Genomic DNA, 14,970 nt, shown 5'->3' with positions numbered 1-14,970 from the left:
CTGATGCGGGGGCTTTATCTTTGTGGGATGTCCTATTATTTCCAGCCGCTCACGCGTAAGGCCGCGGCTCTTTTGTTTTTCCTTAGCCTGGGCGGAAGCGCGGCTGCGCAGCAGGCCCCGGCCACCATCCGCTTGTCGGCGGAAGATGCCCAGCGGGGGCACAACGGGCACCAGCACAACTTCTACTTTCTGCCGCCCGGCGTGACCGGCGACAACTACCAGAATGCCGGTTTTTTCGGGCAGAAGCTGCGTCCTTACCTGGCCGGCAATCAGGACGCACTAAACCACCTCGGCGACTACAAGCGCCAGAAAACTCTTTTTCTGGCCAACCGCATTCTGGCCGTAGGCGCCGTGGCGGTCTATGGGCAGCAGGTGTTTGCCGCCGGCAAGTTTCCGCAGTACTTCGGCGATGCTCAGAAGGTGGCGGCTGGGGTGTTTGCCGCCAGCCTGATTAGCACGGTCTTCATCAACCGCAGCACCAACGAGCACCTGCAGCGGGCTGTGCAGTCGTACAACGCCGGCAAAGGCCAGGGAGCACTCTGGCACCGCCTGCAACCCAGTGCCGTGGGCTTCGGCAGCACCGCCACCGGGCAGCCCTTGCTGGCCCTGCGCTGGAATTTGCGCTAAATGCATCGTTTTTCCGTATAGGCTGGTTCATGGACTTTCCTTTGCCCGAGGCAGCCCGGCGTTACGTGGCGGCCCACTTGCACGACGACCCCGCCCACCTGGCCCTGCAGGCCCGCCGCCACCCCGGCCTGCCCGTGCCCGAGCTGGTGCGCCAGATTCAGGCCCGCCAGAAGGCCCGCACCAAGCTGCCCGAGTGGGCCGACAACCCCGACCTGATTTTCCCACCGGCCCTTTCCGTAGAGCAGGCCTCCTCCACGCGCACCGCCGAGTTTAAAGCTTCGCTGGTAAGCGGGCAGCGCCTGGCCGACCTCACCGGCGGCTTCGGGGCCGACACAGCCGCCTTCGCGCAGCGCGTAGCCCGGGTCGACTATGTAGAGCGCGACGCCCGGCTATCAGCCGTAGTGAAGTACAACCTCGAGCAGTTGGGTATTGCCAACGTGACCGTGCACCACGCCGACGCCCTGGCTTTCCTCAAAGCCGAGCCCGGGCACTTCGACTGGCTGTACCTCGACCCGGCCCGGCGCGACACGGCCGCCCGCAAAACCTTCCGCTTCCAGGACTGCGAGCCCGACGTAATCAAGATGCTGCCCTTGCTGCTGCACAAGGCTGATAAGGTGCTGCTCAAGACTTCGCCTATGCTCGACATTGAGCAGGCCATCCTGGAGTTGGGCCACGTGCGCCGCCTCTGGGTGCTGGCCGTCGACAACGAGTGCAAGGAGGTGCTGTACGAGCTGGGCCAGGAAGCAGCGGTAGACCCCGAGCGCTACGCCATCAACCTGCGCCGCGACGGCAGCCAGCACGAGTTTCGCCTCAACCGGGCCCGCGAGGCCCGCGCTACCCCGCGCTACGCCGAGCCCCAGCAGTTTCTCTACGAGCCCAACGCGGCCGTGCTCAAAGCCGGGGCCTTCCGCAGCATCGGCACGGCCTTCGAGCTGCTGAAGCTGCACCAGCACAGCCACCTCTACACCTCCGACACGCTGCGCCCCGACTTCCCCGGCCGCATCTTCCGGGTGCTGGCCGTGGAGAAAGCCGATGGCGCCGCCCTCAAGGCCCACCTGGGCCCCGAAGCCCGCGCCCACGTTACCACCCGCAACTTTCCCGATTCAGTGGCCGACTTCCGCCGCCGCACCGGCATCCGCGAGGGCGGCCACGTCTACCTCTTTGCCACCACCGACCTTCGCGGCCGGCTCATGGTGCTGGTGTGCGAGAAAGCCGACCTGAGTGCGGATGAAAGCTGATGTATAAGTTAAAAGCTGAGAGTTAGAAGTTAAAAAGCACAACCGTTTTCAACTTTTAACTCTCAACTTTTAACTCGTTCCAAAGGTGGCTATAGCTGATGGGTTAGCTGCAGACCACCATAGCTGTAGCCATTGGGTGTGAAGCCCTGAATAGGCACCAGTGACGTACCACCCCGGTTGGTTTTGTGGAAATGCGGCACCAGGATGCCCGATGCTGCCCCCACGGCATAGCCCAGCAGGTTGTCGGACAGAAAGTGCTTGCCGGCCTTGAGGCGGTAGTAGCCCACGGCGGCGGGAATAGCGGCGGCCGTGGCCCACACCACCGGGCGGGCCCGGGAGTCGGGGTAGAAGTCGTTGTAAACCTTAGCCGCGAAGAAGGTTGCGGCGGCCGTAGTGGCGGTATGGCCTGCAAAAAACGAGTTGGTCGCGTTCTGCCGGCGCCGCTCGGTGATGGAGGCCTCGCTGCTGTAGGTGAGGGGGCGCTGCCGGTACACTGTACCTGCGGCCATGGTGAAAATGGCCCCGGTGGAGGCCACCGTCTGCACGTACAATCCGGCCAGCTGCCCATACCGCGCCCGGGTGCCTTTATTCAGTGCCAGAAAAATAGGGGTACCCACCAGCGACCCGGCAAAGATGTAGTCGCTCACGGTACGGGCATCTTCGTCGTACCAGCCGGCCGAAAACCGGTCGAACCCGTTAACGTCCTCTTTGCGGATGGCCAGCACTTCCGCCTCGCTGAGGCCGGTTTTGCCGCGTATCAGCAGCAGGCCCGCCGTATTGACGCCGGCCAGCCCCAGGGTAATAAGGCCGTCTTTTTTAAAGCTGGTCTGGTAGGGGGAAGGTGCTTGCTGGGCCTGGGCAGGCAAAGTCAAAGCTCCCAGACCCGCCAGCAGGAAAAGCTGACGGGTAATGCGTTGAATAAATAGTTTCATTGATAATAGTTGAGATGGAAAATATCCCTCGGTGGCTCGTTTACGCAGGGCCTGCAACAGCGGTTGGCCGCGGCAGGCAGCTCGTCTGCGCCCGGCAGGTTTTATGCCGGCGCTCCGGCCGGCCACGGCAGCGGAGCCCGGGTTTTCCGCTCTAAGCTGTTATCATTTGATATTATGTGGCTTAATGCCGCCTTATTCGGGCTTTCTTGAGTTCGGCATGCTTCGCATTGCCGGGCTTTTGCCTGATTTCCGTAGTTTTGTGCTGCGCCCGCCCGCCGGCTTCGGCCAGGCGGGCGGTTTGCGTTTTTTGTATTTCGCCCTTTTCCGCATTCAATGCCGTATCTGTTCACCTCCGAATCGGTTTCGGAAGGCCATCCTGATAAAGTTGCCGACCAGATTTCAGACGCTATCCTCGACGAGTACCTGCGCCAGGACCCCAGCTCCAAAGTAGCCTGCGAAACCCTCGTCACGACTGACTTCGCCCTCGTTGCCGGTGAAATCAAGTCTTCGGCCCGCGTCGATGCCGAGCCCATCGTGCGTGCCACCATTCGCCGCATCGGCTACAACAAGCCCGAGTACCTGTTCAACGCCGAAACCTGCGAGGTGATGAACCGTCTGCACGAGCAGTCGCCCGACATCAACCAGGGCGTGGAGCGCCAGAATGCCGAGGAGCAGGGCGCCGGCGACCAGGGCATGATGTTCGGCTACGCCAGCCACGAAACGGCCAACTACATGCCCCTGGCCCTGGACTTGTCGCACCGCCTGCTGCGCGAGCTGTCGGCCATCCGCAAAGAAGGCCGGGAGATGACCTACCTGCGCCCCGACGCCAAAAGCCAGGTTACCATCCGCTACTCCGACGACCACCGCCCCGAGGCCATCGATACCATCGTGGTGAGCACCCAGCACGACGAGTTCGACGCCAAGGAGCAGGTGATGCTCGACCGGATTAAGGCCGACATCAAAACCATTCTCATTCCCCGCGTAGTAGCCGGCCTGGGCGAGGAAGTGCAAAAGCTCTTCACCGACCAGATTACCTACCACATCAATCCCACCGGTAAGTTCGTCATCGGCGGCCCCCACGGCGACTCCGGCCTGACCGGCCGCAAAATCATCGTCGACACCTACGGCGGCAAGGGCGCCCACGGCGGCGGTGCCTTCTCGGGCAAGGACTCGTCCAAGGTCGACCGCTCGGCAGCCTACGCGGCCCGCCACATTGCCAAGAACCTGGTAGCGGCCGGCGTGGCCGAGCAGGCGCTGGTGCAGGTAGCCTACGCCATTGGCGTGGCCCAGCCCGTGGGCGTGTTCGTAACCACCTACGGCACCACCAAGGCCGTGGGCAGCAACGGCCAGCCCCTCACCGACGGGCAGATTGCCGAGAAAGTAAACAAGCTGTTCGACCTGCGCCCCTACGCCATTGTGCAGCGCCTGGGCCTGCAGAACCCCATCTTCGCCCAAACGGCCGCCTACGGCCACATGGGCCGCCAGCCCGGCACCGTGCAGGTAACCATGAACGACGGCGAAGTAAAAACCTTCGAGACCTTCACCTGGGAAAAGCTCGACTACGTGCCCCAGATTATTGCCGAGTTTGGCTTGTAGGTTATTTGGCTCATGGCTTTTAGCTGATGGCTGATAGCTGCCTGATAAAGAAAACGCCCCACCTGATGTCTCAGGCGGGGCGTTTTAGATTTATTACGTTAACCGAAAGCCATTAGCCAACAGCCATGTGCCATCAGTCAAAATCTTAGTGGCTGAGGGTCTTTTCTTTATACCGGGTGATCTGACGCCGTAGGCTGTCGGCGGCGGCGTCGGCAGCGGCTTCGAACGAGGCGGCGTCTTCCTGGCTGAACAAGGTGCTGCCGGGTACCAGCAGCTTTATCTCCACGGTCTTGTTCTCAATGCCGTCTTTGTTGTTGAGGCGCAGGATAACCTCGCCCTCGGTCACTTTACTATAAAAGGTTTCCAGCTTATTCAGGCGTTGCTGAATGAAATCAAGCAGCTTCTTGTCGGCGTCGAAGTGCACCGAATGCATCTGTACTTTCATGTGTGGATGGGTTGGTAAGAAAGTGGATGGATAAAAATCAGCGGGAAACGGACAGTTGCCGACCGGAACCTGTGAGGTGTTTGCCTCTCCATTTATCGGTTGCTGCTCATTGCTCACTGGTAACTTGTCAAGCTCTCGGATGAGCCTGGTCGAATACGGATTTAAGGCGCTCCACGGATAAGTGCGTGTACACTTGCGTGGCCGCCAGGCTGGCATGGCCCAGCAGCTCCTTAATGGAGTTCAGGTCGGCGCCCTTGCCCAGCAGGTGGGTGGCAAAGGCGTGGCGCAGGGCATGCGGGTGCTGCTGGGCGGCCGAGGTGGTAATCTGGCCCAGGTAGTGCTTCACCGTGCGGTACACAAACTTCTCGTACATGGGCTCGCCCTTATCGGTGAGTAGCAGCGGGCCGGCTACCGGCCCAAACTCCCGGGCCCGGCAGGCCAGGTAGCGCTCCAGCACCAGCAGCAGCGAAGGATTGAGCGGCACAATGCGCTGCTTGTTGCCCTTGCCCGTTACGCGCACCGTGCGGCCGGGCAGGCTGAGGTCGTCGGGCATGATGCCGATAAGCTCCGACAAGCGGATTCCCGTGCCATAAAGCAGCTCCAGCACCAGCTGGTCGCGCCGCCCGGCAAAGTCTTCCGTGAACGCAAAGTTGTTGAGCAGGCCATTGAGGGCATCCTCGGCCACAAACTCGGGCAGCTTCTTGGCCATTTTAGGGGCCTTGATGCGCAGCATGGGGTTGCTGGCAATCTGCCCGTTCCGCAGCAGAAACTTATAGTAGGAGCGCAGGCAGGCCACCTTGCGGTTTACGGTGCGCGGGTCCAGCTCCTGCTCCATCAGCTCCACCACCCAGCCCCGGATAAGGTGGTGGGTGGCCTGGGCTGGTTCCGCCAGGTCGTGAGCCGACTTCAGGTAAGCGGAAAATTGCCCCAGGTCGGTTTGGTACGATATAACGGTGTGCGGACTGTAGCGCCGCTCAAATCGCAGAAAATCGAAAAAGGCCTCCATACCAGCAACAAAAAATGCCCGACCGTCCGGCCGGGCATCCAAAGTAGCGTTTTTTTTATTTCCACCAAAAAGTATGGACGCGAAAAAACCGGCCGGCTTGCTGAAAGGAGCAGGCCAGCCGGTTTTTCAACCTTACAAATCAGGCTGTGAAGCCGACTATTCGTTCGGCTGGCCGTAGGTAGCCAGCTTGTAAACAGCCTTCTGCTTCATTTTGCGCTGAGTTACGCTGGGCTTCTGGAAGAACGTGCGACGACGCAGCTCTTTCAGAACGCCGGTGCGCTCAAACTTCTTTTTGAAGCGCTTCAGAGCGCGGTCAACCGATTCGTTGTCTTTGATTTGAACGATAATCATATCGAGGAGTGAGGAGATTTTCTACAGAGGAGCCGAGTAAATCGGGCCGCAAAGATAATCACTGATTTTCATTGATTATGCTGATGACGCTGATTTTTTTTCTGGTAGCGTTACACTTTCTCGCTGCCTGCGCTAGGCGATGCCCTGCAAAACGAGCTAGTGGCCAGAAGCTGGCCGGCTAAAAAAGATGCCGCCAATTCGTAAAATCAGCGGCATCTATTAAATCAGCGGTAATCAGCGATACTACTTCAGCAGGGCCCGGGCAATTACCAGCTTCTGAATCTCGCTGGTGCCCTCGCCAATGGTGCAGAGCTTGGAGTCGCGGTAGTACTTCTCAGCGGGGTAGTCCTTGGTGTAGCCGTAGCCGCCAAAGATTTGCACGCCCTCATTGGCGGCCCGCACACACACTTCCGAAGCGTAGAGCTTGGCCATGGCCGACTCGAGGTTCACGTTCAGGCCGGCGTCCTTCATGGAGGCGGCGCGGTAAGTGAGCTGGCTGGCGGCTTCAATCTCGGTAGCCATATCGGCCAGCTTGAAGCTGATGCCCTGGAAATTGCTGATGGGCTGGTTGAACTGCTGGCGCTCCTTGGAGTACTGCAGGGCCGCCTCATAGGCGCCCTGGGCGATGCCGAGGCTGAGGGCGGCAATGCTGATGCGGCCGCCGTCGAGCACCTTCAGGGCCTGCACGAAGCCGTCGCCTACCTGGCCAATTACGTTTTCCTTGGGCACGCGGCAGTCGGTGAAAATCAGCTCCGTGGTTTCGGAGGCCCGCATGCCCAGCTTGTCCTCCTTGCGGCCGGCGGCGAAGCCCGGCGTGCCGCGCTCGATGATGAAAGCCGTCATGCCGCGGGAATCGCCCACTTCGCCGGTGCGGGCAATCACCACGGCTACGTGGCCGGACTTGCCGTGAGTGATGAAGTTCTTGGCGCCGTTCAGCACGTAGTGGTCGCCGTCGAGCACGGCCGTGGTGCGCATGTTGCCGGCATCGGAGCCGGTGTTGGGCTCGGTGAGGCCCCAGGCGCCAATCCACTCGCCGCTGGCCAGCTTGGGCAGGTATTTGTGCTTCTGCTCTTCGGAAGCGTGCTGCAGGATGTGGCCGGTGCAGAGCGAGTTGTGCGCCGCCATGCTTAGGCCGATGCTGCCGTCAATCTTGGCCAGCTCGGCAATAGCCGTCACGTACTCCATGTAGCCGAAGCCGGAACCGCCGTACTCCTGGGGCACCAGCACACCCATCAGGCCCAGCTCGCCGAGCTGGTGGAAGATGTGAATGGGAAACTCCTGGCTTTCGTCCCACTTCATCATGTTGGGCTTGATGTGTTGGGCTCCAAAGTCGCGCACCATTTGCGCAATCATGGTTTGATTTTCGGTCGCTACAGCTTCCATGGACAAGAAAAATGGGTGGGATTTAAGATAATGACAGCAAGCAGTCCCTATAACCGGCAGAGGCAGGTTTTGGGTCCGCGAAAGTACGCTTTTGCCGCTTGAAAACCTTGATTATGACCTAGCGTAAAACGGGGCCGTTTTGAATGGGCACGCCAAAAGGCGTACTTTTGAGGCTTTATTGGGAGAAATACGGCCATACGGGTTGATTTTCTCCTGCGTTCATTTGCTTGATTACGTACTTTTTGGCCTTCATGCCGACTACCTTTCCTCGTCGCTTGCTGCGACTGTGCCTGCTGTGCTTGCCCGTAGTGCTGCTGTTTTCTTCCTGCGCCTCGACCCGCTACTACAATCAGCGCACCATGTTCCGGCTGACCGACAGCGAGGGCAACCGTTTGGACACGACCAAATTGCGCACTGCTGTGAACCGCGCTGCCCGCAATTATGTCATTCAGCCAAACGACTACCTGGAGGTGAGAGTGTATACCAACAAAGGCGAGCGAATTCTCGACCCCAACGGTGAGCTGCGCTTTGGCTCCCCGGCCGGGGCCATCGGGCCATCGGCACGGGGCGCGGCAGGGGCCTCGTCGGTACAAACTGCTGGCGCAGCCAACGCTCAGGGCACCAACAGCGCGTTTCTGGTGCAAGCAGACGGCACCGTTATGCTTCCCATGGTAAACCGCATTAAGGTAAGCGGCTTAAGCCTGCTGCAGGCCGACAGCACACTTAAGATAGCCTACAACGAGTACTACCGCGAGCCTTTTGTAACAACGCGGGTAGTAAACAACCGCGTTGTTGTGCTGGGCGCTCCAGGCGGCAAAGTAGTGCCCCTGACCAACGACAACATGAACTTACTGGAGGTGTTGGCCTTAGCCGGTGGTACTGACGGAGGAAGTACCGGAGGAAATGGCCTGTATCGCTTCGGCGGACGCCTGTCGAATATCCGTATTATTCGCGGCGATTTGAAAAATCCTCAGGTTCAAGAGATTGACTTAACCACGTTGGAAGGCATGCGTAAAGGCAACTTGCAAATGGAGCCTAATGATATAGTTTATATTGAGCCGATACGCCGGCCGCTGCTGGACGGCTTAGCAGATGCAGGCCCGGTATTGAGCGCCGCTGCTTTACTACTAAACGCTTCTACTATTTTCATTACCATCTTTCTCCGTTAGCGCTGCGCTAGCTCTCCCATATATTCAATTCAGCTGCGGCTGACGCATACATTGCAATGGCTATAAGTGAAAACATGGAGCTGGAAGAGCTCATTCGTAAAGCCTCGGGAGGTGGTACAACCGAACCCTCTCCTCCTGTCAGCATTACTACGGCTGATGAGGACGACAACGACTCAGCGTCGCTTGATGTTGCGACCCTACTTCTTGTAGCTCGTCGGAGCATGCTGTGGATGCTGCTGCTCATCATTCTAGGTATCTCAGCTTCGTGGCTCTACCTGCGCTACACCAAGCCTGTATATAAATCGGCCTCCCTGCTTAAAATTGACGAGCGCACCGAAGCCAACAACCTGGGACTGGACCGGCTGGCGCCGGCAGCAGTCGAAAAAGGACGCTCCGGCAAGCTGGCTGGTGAAGTGGAGCTTATTAAGTCCGGCATTATCTACCGCCGCCTGAAGGATTCCCTGGCGCTGGACGTTAACTACTACGTGCAGGGCACGGTGCTGGAAACCGAGATGTATGGCACCTCGCCTTTCAAGGTCGACTACTCCATTAAAGACCATGCGCTGTATAACCGCAAGTTCAATATCAACTTTACTTCCCCGACACGCTTTAAGCTGGCTTTCGTGGGACAAGGGCGAAATCTGGGCGGTGAATACAATATAAACGAGCCCATCGTGCTGCCGGGCATTACCCTGAAACTATCCCCCACCGGTCCTTTAACCGAGGATGCCTTGGACAAGAACTACCACTTCACTATTCAGGACGAGAGCTCTGTAAATGGGTATCTCGACCGCAACCTTACGGTTGAAATTGTGAACCCCGAGGCGAATACCATTCAAATCTCTTTTCAGGACTACAACCCGGAGAAGGCGCAAAAGATTGTAAATAAGATTGATACCGTTTACCTGCAGGAAAAGCTGGCCCGCAAGCAGGAGGCCACAGCCCAGACGCTGCAGTTCCTGGACCAGCAGCTGGAGGAAAACCGCCGCAACCTGGCAATAGCCGAAAACAACCTGCAGCGTTTTGTGCAGCAAAGCAAAACGTTTGATGTTAAGTCGGATGTTGGGACTATTACAAATAAGCTGGAGCGGCAGCAGGAAGAGCGCCTGAAGCTGGAGCAGAAGCTCAATACGCTGGAGGATGTGGCGCGAATGATAAACTCCGGGCAGATGACCCGGTCAGATGAGGAAACGGTTGAGCAGAGCAACCCGGCCCTGTCGGGCATTGAAGACCAGCAGCTGGTACAGCTGCTGAATGATGTGAATAGCCAGCAGTGGAACCTGCGGCGCTTGTCGCGTTCCTACAAAGGCACTACGGAGGCTGTTAAGCAAGTAGAGGCGGCCTTAGCCTACAGCAAGAGCAACCTCAAACGAATGGTGGCTCAGAATCAGAAGGTGCTGCGTAACCAGCTGGCCCTACTCGACAACCAGCGCGAGCGACTGAATGCGGAGCTGCAAAGCCTGCCGCAAAAGGACATGGAGCTGACCCGCCTGCAGCGCCCGCTCGACCTGTTTGAGAAGACGTACCTGATGCTGCTGGATAAGAAAACGGAGTTTAACATTTCCAAGGCTGGTACCACGCCTGACTTCCAGATTCTGTCGCCGGCATCTAACCCCACCTCCCCTATCTATCCGGTAAAGCTCATTGTGTATGCAGTAGGCCTGGCCGGCGGCATTCTGATGGGCCTGGGCTTGATTGCAGTGCGCTACTTCATGCACAACACCGTAACCAATATCCGGGAAGTGGAGCGGAATGGGAATGCATCGGTGCTGGGTGTTATTCCTACCTATGACAAGGAAAAGATGGACGTGTCGCGCCTGGTAGTGGACAAAAACCCCAAGTCGGCCATCTCTGAGTCTATCCGCTCCATCCGAACCAACCTGGACTTTATAAGCTCAGCCAAGAAAAAGCGGCTTATATCGGTGACGTCGACCATCTCAGGCGAGGGAAAAACCTTCGTTACGGTTAACCTGGGCGGCATTATTGCCTTGTCGGGGCAGCGCGTAATTATTCTTGACCTCGACATGCGCAAGCCCAAGGTAAACCTGGCCTTTGGCACCGAGAACATTAAGGGCGTGAGCACGATTCTGATTGACCGGCATAGCATAGAAGAATGCATTCAGCAGACCTCCATCGATGCCCTGCAGTTTATCTCGGCCGGGCCTACTCCTCCCAACCCGTCGGAGCTTATTCTGAGCGCAAAGTTTGATATGATGATTCAGGAGCTGTACAAGCTTTACGACGTGATTCTGATTGATACACCGCCCGTGGGCCTGGTTACCGACGGCATTCTGGTGATGCGCAAGGCCGATATTCCCATCTATATCGTGCGGGCCGGCTACTCCCGCAAGGCCTTTATCAAGAACATGAACCGCTTGATGCGCAGCAATCAGTTTACACGAATGTGCACCATCCTCAACGATGCGCAGGCTACCAGTGGCTATGGCTATGGCTACGGCTATGGTTACGGCTACGGCTATGGCTATGGCTCTTACGGGCAGGGCTACTACGAAGAGCCCATTGCCCGCGAGCTTACATTTGGCGAGAAAGTCAAGCGCTTCTTTAATTAATCGGCTTTCGCGGCAGTATGGCTTCGCTCTGGCAAAAGCTTTTTGGCAAGGGGGCTACGTCCTCCAGCGCAGCCACCATCGACTCCCTGGCAGTGCTGGGCGCCGACATGCACTCGCACCTGTTGCCCGGCCTCGATGATGGAGCCGAAACCGTGGCCCACTCCCTGGACCTGCTGCGGGCGCTGCGCGACATCGGATTCCGCAAGCTGGTGATGACGCCCCACATCATGGGCGACTTCTACAAGAACACGCCGGAGGGAGTTCGTGCGGCCCTGGCCCAGCTGCAGGAGGCCACCCTGGCAGCAGGAATTACGGATATGGAGCTGGCCTGTGCCGCTGAGTATTACCTCGACGAGTTCCTGGGCCGCAAGCTGGCCGACGGCACGGAGATGCTCACCTTCGGGGGCGACAAGCGCTACCTGCTGTTTGAGACGTCTTACATGAATGAGCCGCTGAACCTGCGCGAAATTGTGTTTGAGCTGAAAGCGCAGGGCTACCGCCCGGTGCTGGCCCACCCCGAGCGCTACACTTACCTCTACGGGCGCTTTGCTGAAATTGAAAAGCTGCGGGGCGAATACGGGGTGCTGATGCAGCTCAACCTGAACTCACTGGCCGGTTACTACTCTCCGGCCGCCCAGAAGGTGGCCGAAATGCTGATTGATGGCGGCCTGGTTGACTTTGTCGGCACCGACACGCACCACTTACGCCATACCGAGACGCTGCTGCGCAAGACCATGGTACGGCCATATATGGAAAAGCTGCTGCGGCTACCGTTGTTAAACAAAGAGTTGTAAGGGTCTTGGGGACTTGGGGTCTTAGTTTTTTTGTTTTTAAGCCCCTAATTCCTTTAAACACCTAAGACCCCAAGTCCCTAATTGCCTGCATGATATTCGTTACTGGTGGCACAGGCCTCATTGGCTCTTACCTCTTGCGTGAGCTGCGGGCTCGGGGGCTGTCTGTGCGGGCCTTGCACCGGAGTGCTGTACCAGCCGGCATGCCAGCCGGCATAGAGTGGGTAAGTGGCGACCTGCTTGATACCGACCTGCTGCGGGCTTCGCTTACCCCCGACGTTACGCACGTATTCCACTGCGCAGGCTTGGTATCGTACGCCCCGCAGGACGAAGAGCTGCTGCTGTCCGTGAATGTGCTCGGCACTGCGGCAGTGGTCGACGCCTGCCTCGAGCGACCGGGCATCCGGCTGGCTTATGTATCGTCGGTAGCGGCCCTGGGCAGCCCCTCACCTGCCGGGCAGCCCGCCGATGGCCAGGGCAATGCGCCCAGGATTGTAACGGAAGCCGCCACCTGGGACCTGGGGGCCTCCCACCCCGCTTATGCCACGTCCAAATACCTGGGCGAGCTGGAAGTATGGCGCGGCATTGCCGAAGGGCTGTCGGCGGTGATTGTGAACCCGTCCGTGGTGTTGGGTCCCGGCGACTGGAGCCGCAGCAGCACGCGGCTGCTGCGCTACGCCTACCAGCAGCACCGCTTCTACACCCGCGGCCTGGTCAACTTCGTGGACGTGCGCGACGTAGTGGCCCAGCTCCTGCACCTGGCCCTGGCCCAGCCCGCCCTAAGCGGCGAGCGGTACATTCTGAATGCACAAGCCTTGCCATTGGCCGCGTTCTTTCAGCAAGCGGCGGCGGCCATGGGGCGGCGGCCCCCAACCGTGGCGGTGCCCGACTGGACGGCCGAGCTAATCTGGCGTTTGGAACATGCCCGGGCCGTACTTACCGGGGCCCGCCCCCTTATTACCAAGGACACTGCCCGGGCCGGGCGCCGCCCGGTGGTGTATGCCAGCGACAAGGTGCAGCGGGCCACGGGGCTGGGCTTCCGCCCCTTAGCCGAAACCATTGCCTGGTGTGCCACTGAGCTGGCAAATAACACAACCAGCGCAAGCCCAGCAGTCGTATCTTAGCATATTCTACCCGCAAGGAATATTTCACGAATTGCACGGAATTCGTGGTGGATTGTTAGTAGTATTGAAACAAGAAAGCAGACGGAATACCAGTACCCAGGAAATCACGAAATAGGCGGCTTTGACGGGCTAAAACCGGCTTTGTCAAGCGCTCCGGCTACTCCGCTAGAAATCCGAAGAATCCGTGATTTATGCGCATGAACGAGAACTTTGAGAATCACCGGGCTGTGTTGGACACCGTGCGCCGCTTCGAGCGCATGCTGGCCCAGCAGGAGCCTGTATTTTTTGACTTGGAGGACTTTGAGAATATCATCGACCACTACGTTACCAATGCCCAGTTTGACAAAGCCCTGCAGGCCTGCGAGGCGGCCCTGAGCCAGTACCCTTTCTCGACCGAGCTATTGATTGACCGCGCCCAGGTAATGGCCATGCGCGGCGACTACTCCGAAGCCGAGCGCCAGATAAACCAGGTAGCCGAGCTCGACCCGACCAACGCCGACGTAGCTGTTACGCGGGGCATCATCAGCACCCAGCGCGGCGAGTTCGAGCAGGCCGTGGCGTTTTTCCGGGCGGGGCTGGAGCAGGAGCCCGAACGCGAGGATATCCACTTCAACCTGGGCCTGGCTTACCAGAGCTGGCAGAAGTTTAAGAGTGCCGCCAAGCACTACAAGCAAAGCCTGCGCCTTAACCCCGACAACGAAACCGGCGTGCAGGAGCTCTTGCACTGCCTGGATGTAACCGGCCGCCTGGAAGAGCACGAGGAGTTCTTCAAGCGCTTCACCGACGACGACCCCTACTCCCCTACTGCCTGGTATAACCTGGGCCAGTACTTCTATCGCCGGGAAATGTGGACCAAAGCGGCGGAAGCTTTCGATTACGCTGTGGTGATTCGGCCTGACTTTTACGACGCTCACCACTGGCTGGCCGACACTTTTGTGTGCCAGGAGCAGTACCGCAAGGCCATTGCCGAGTTTGAGCTGAGCTTCCCGCCGGGCGAGCCCACCGACGAGGCACTGTGCAACATCGGCGAGTGCTACGAGAAGCTGCGGGAGTGGGAGCCGGCCCGCAAATACTACCAGCGCGCCCTGGAAATCAACCCGGAGATGGACGAGGCCTGGTTTGGGCAGGGCGTGCTGCTGCAGGAGCAGGGCCGCTGGTTTGAGTCGATTCACTTCTTCCGCAAGGCCGTGGAGCTCTACGGGGAGAGCGGCGAGTACTGGTCGGCGCTGGGTGCGGCAGAAAACCATGTAGGCAACGTGGTAAGCGCGCTCGAAGCCTACGAGAAAGCGACCGAGGTAGCGCCCGACGACGTGCAGGGCTGGGTGAGCTGGAGCGCCATTCTCTACGAGCAGGGCCACTACAGCGAGGCCGTAGACCTGCTGCGCCACGCCGTGAACCTGCACCCGCTGGAAGCCCATTTCCACTACATGCTCTGCGCCTACCTCCTGGCCGATGGGCGCCTGAAAGAGGCCTATCAAACCCTGGAGCTGGCCCTCAGCCTCAACTACGAGCAGCATTCGCTGCTGTTCGACTACTTCCCGGAGCTGCGCGACCAGCCGGCGCTGAAGCGCCTCATCGACCAGTTCCGAAAGTAAAATGATGTGCGGATTTTCTGATGTGCTGATAGGTTGACTTCGAAGCAGGGGCACTGGTGGCGCTTCTGTATCGGCAACCTTACGAGCCCTGACCTACTTTTGTAGCCGCCCGCGTCCGCGTGGGCGGCTGCTTTTTTTAAAGC

Annotated in this window: 13 protein-coding genes; 8 read left to right on the top strand and 5 right to left on the bottom strand. The window is 58.9% G+C overall.

Going from position 1 to position 14,970, the window contains the following annotated elements:
- Positions 1-27 precede the first annotated feature (27 nt).
- Together ABD919_RS10525 and ABD919_RS10520 are read left to right on the top strand one after the other, a co-directional pair.
- Positions 28-627, top strand: coding sequence for a hypothetical protein (locus ABD919_RS10525; protein ID WP_345235961.1), 600 nt, complete (start codon positions 28-30; stop codon positions 625-627).
- Positions 628-656: 29 nt separating this feature from the next.
- Positions 657-1,865, top strand: a complete 1,209-nt coding sequence (locus ABD919_RS10520) for a class I SAM-dependent methyltransferase (protein ID WP_345235960.1) — start codon at positions 657-659, stop codon at positions 1,863-1,865.
- Positions 1,866-1,954: 89 nt separating this feature from the next.
- On the opposite strand, the gene ABD919_RS10515 is transcribed toward ABD919_RS10520, so the two are convergent.
- The gene (locus ABD919_RS10515) at positions 1,955-2,797 is read right to left on the bottom strand and encodes a phosphatase PAP2 family protein (RefSeq protein WP_345235959.1); all 843 of its coding nucleotides are present in this window, start codon (positions 2,795-2,797) and stop codon (positions 1,955-1,957) included.
- Positions 2,798-3,130: 333 nt separating this feature from the next.
- On the opposite strand from ABD919_RS10515, the gene metK reads away from it, so the two are divergent.
- A complete protein-coding gene (gene metK, locus ABD919_RS10510) occupies positions 3,131-4,393 on the top strand; it encodes a methionine adenosyltransferase (protein ID WP_345235958.1) in 1,263 nt (420 codons plus the stop codon).
- A gap of 145 nt (positions 4,394-4,538) precedes the next feature.
- Here the strand turns inward: metK and hpf are convergent, their stop codons facing one another.
- The 4 genes from hpf to ABD919_RS10490 form a co-directional block, all read right to left on the bottom strand.
- Positions 4,539-4,838, bottom strand: coding sequence for a ribosome hibernation-promoting factor, HPF/YfiA family (gene hpf / locus ABD919_RS10505; RefSeq protein WP_345235957.1), 300 nt, complete (start codon positions 4,836-4,838; stop codon positions 4,539-4,541).
- A gap of 127 nt (positions 4,839-4,965) precedes the next feature.
- Positions 4,966-5,844: a tyrosine-type recombinase/integrase gene (locus tag ABD919_RS10500; protein WP_345235956.1), complete on the bottom strand. Its 879-nt coding sequence runs from the start codon at positions 5,842-5,844 to the stop codon at positions 4,966-4,968.
- Positions 5,845-6,000: 156 nt separating this feature from the next.
- On the bottom strand, positions 6,001-6,195 hold the full coding sequence (gene rpsU, locus ABD919_RS10495; RefSeq protein ID WP_345235955.1) for a 30S ribosomal protein S21: 195 nt from the start codon (positions 6,193-6,195) through the stop codon (positions 6,001-6,003).
- Positions 6,196-6,438: 243 nt separating this feature from the next.
- The gene (locus tag ABD919_RS10490) at positions 6,439-7,578 is read right to left on the bottom strand and encodes an acyl-CoA dehydrogenase family protein (protein WP_345235954.1); all 1,140 of its coding nucleotides are present in this window, start codon (positions 7,576-7,578) and stop codon (positions 6,439-6,441) included.
- 227 nt (positions 7,579-7,805) lie between these two features.
- Here ABD919_RS10490 and ABD919_RS10485 point away from each other — a divergent pair, with 227 nt between their 5' ends.
- The 5 genes from ABD919_RS10485 (at position 7,806) to ABD919_RS10465 (ending at position 14,827) form a co-directional block, all read left to right on the top strand.
- Positions 7,806-8,747 (top strand): polysaccharide biosynthesis/export family protein, encoded by a 942-nt coding sequence (locus ABD919_RS10485; RefSeq protein ID WP_345235953.1) that lies wholly within the window; start codon positions 7,806-7,808, stop codon positions 8,745-8,747.
- A 56-nt stretch (positions 8,748-8,803) separates the two neighbouring features.
- A complete protein-coding gene (locus ABD919_RS10480; RefSeq protein ID WP_345235952.1) occupies positions 8,804-11,317 on the top strand; it encodes a GumC family protein in 2,514 nt (837 codons plus the stop codon).
- Positions 11,318-11,334: 17 nt separating this feature from the next.
- Positions 11,335-12,111: a tyrosine-protein phosphatase gene (locus ABD919_RS10475; RefSeq protein ID WP_345235951.1), complete on the top strand. Its 777-nt coding sequence runs from the start codon at positions 11,335-11,337 to the stop codon at positions 12,109-12,111.
- Positions 12,112-12,200: 89 nt separating this feature from the next.
- Positions 12,201-13,232: an NAD-dependent epimerase/dehydratase family protein gene (locus ABD919_RS10470; RefSeq protein ID WP_345235950.1), complete on the top strand. Its 1,032-nt coding sequence runs from the start codon at positions 12,201-12,203 to the stop codon at positions 13,230-13,232.
- Between the two features lie 197 nt (positions 13,233-13,429).
- Positions 13,430-14,827, top strand: a complete 1,398-nt coding sequence (locus tag ABD919_RS10465) for a tetratricopeptide repeat protein (RefSeq protein ID WP_345235949.1) — start codon at positions 13,430-13,432, stop codon at positions 14,825-14,827.
- Positions 14,828-14,970 lie beyond the last annotated feature (143 nt).

Origin of the sequence: Hymenobacter saemangeumensis (assembly GCF_039541835.1) — a bacterium.
Taxonomy (GTDB): Bacteria; Bacteroidota; Bacteroidia; order Cytophagales; family Hymenobacteraceae; genus Hymenobacter; species Hymenobacter saemangeumensis.
The sequence above is the reverse complement of the archived record's forward strand: the minus strand, read 5'-3'. Positions and strand labels throughout refer to the sequence as shown.

Excerpts from the sequence above, each read along its gene's own strand:
- hpf (WP_345235957.1), bottom strand. The coding sequence starts at position 4,838 with ATGAAAGTACAGATGCATTCGGTGCACTTCGACGCCGACAAGAAGCTG.
- ABD919_RS10470 (WP_345235950.1), top strand. The coding sequence starts at position 12,201 with ATGATATTCGTTACTGGTGGCACAGGCCTCATTGGCTCTTACCTCTTG.
- ABD919_RS10465 (WP_345235949.1), top strand. The coding sequence starts at position 13,430 with ATGAACGAGAACTTTGAGAATCACCGGGCTGTGTTGGACACCGTGCGC.
- rpsU (WP_345235955.1), bottom strand. The coding sequence starts at position 6,195 with ATGATTATCGTTCAAATCAAAGACAACGAATCGGTTGACCGCGCTCTG.
- ABD919_RS10520 (WP_345235960.1), top strand. The coding sequence starts at position 657 with ATGGACTTTCCTTTGCCCGAGGCAGCCCGGCGTTACGTGGCGGCCCAC.
- ABD919_RS10500 (WP_345235956.1), bottom strand. The coding sequence starts at position 5,844 with ATGGAGGCCTTTTTCGATTTTCTGCGATTTGAGCGGCGCTACAGTCCG.
- ABD919_RS10515 (WP_345235959.1), bottom strand. The coding sequence starts at position 2,797 with ATGAAACTATTTATTCAACGCATTACCCGTCAGCTTTTCCTGCTGGCG.
- metK (WP_345235958.1), top strand. The coding sequence starts at position 3,131 with ATGCCGTATCTGTTCACCTCCGAATCGGTTTCGGAAGGCCATCCTGAT.
- ABD919_RS10525 (WP_345235961.1), top strand. The coding sequence starts at position 28 with ATGTCCTATTATTTCCAGCCGCTCACGCGTAAGGCCGCGGCTCTTTTG.
- ABD919_RS10480 (WP_345235952.1), top strand. The coding sequence starts at position 8,804 with ATGGCTATAAGTGAAAACATGGAGCTGGAAGAGCTCATTCGTAAAGCC.
- ABD919_RS10475 (WP_345235951.1), top strand. The coding sequence starts at position 11,335 with ATGGCTTCGCTCTGGCAAAAGCTTTTTGGCAAGGGGGCTACGTCCTCC.
- ABD919_RS10490 (WP_345235954.1), bottom strand. The coding sequence starts at position 7,578 with ATGGAAGCTGTAGCGACCGAAAATCAAACCATGATTGCGCAAATGGTG.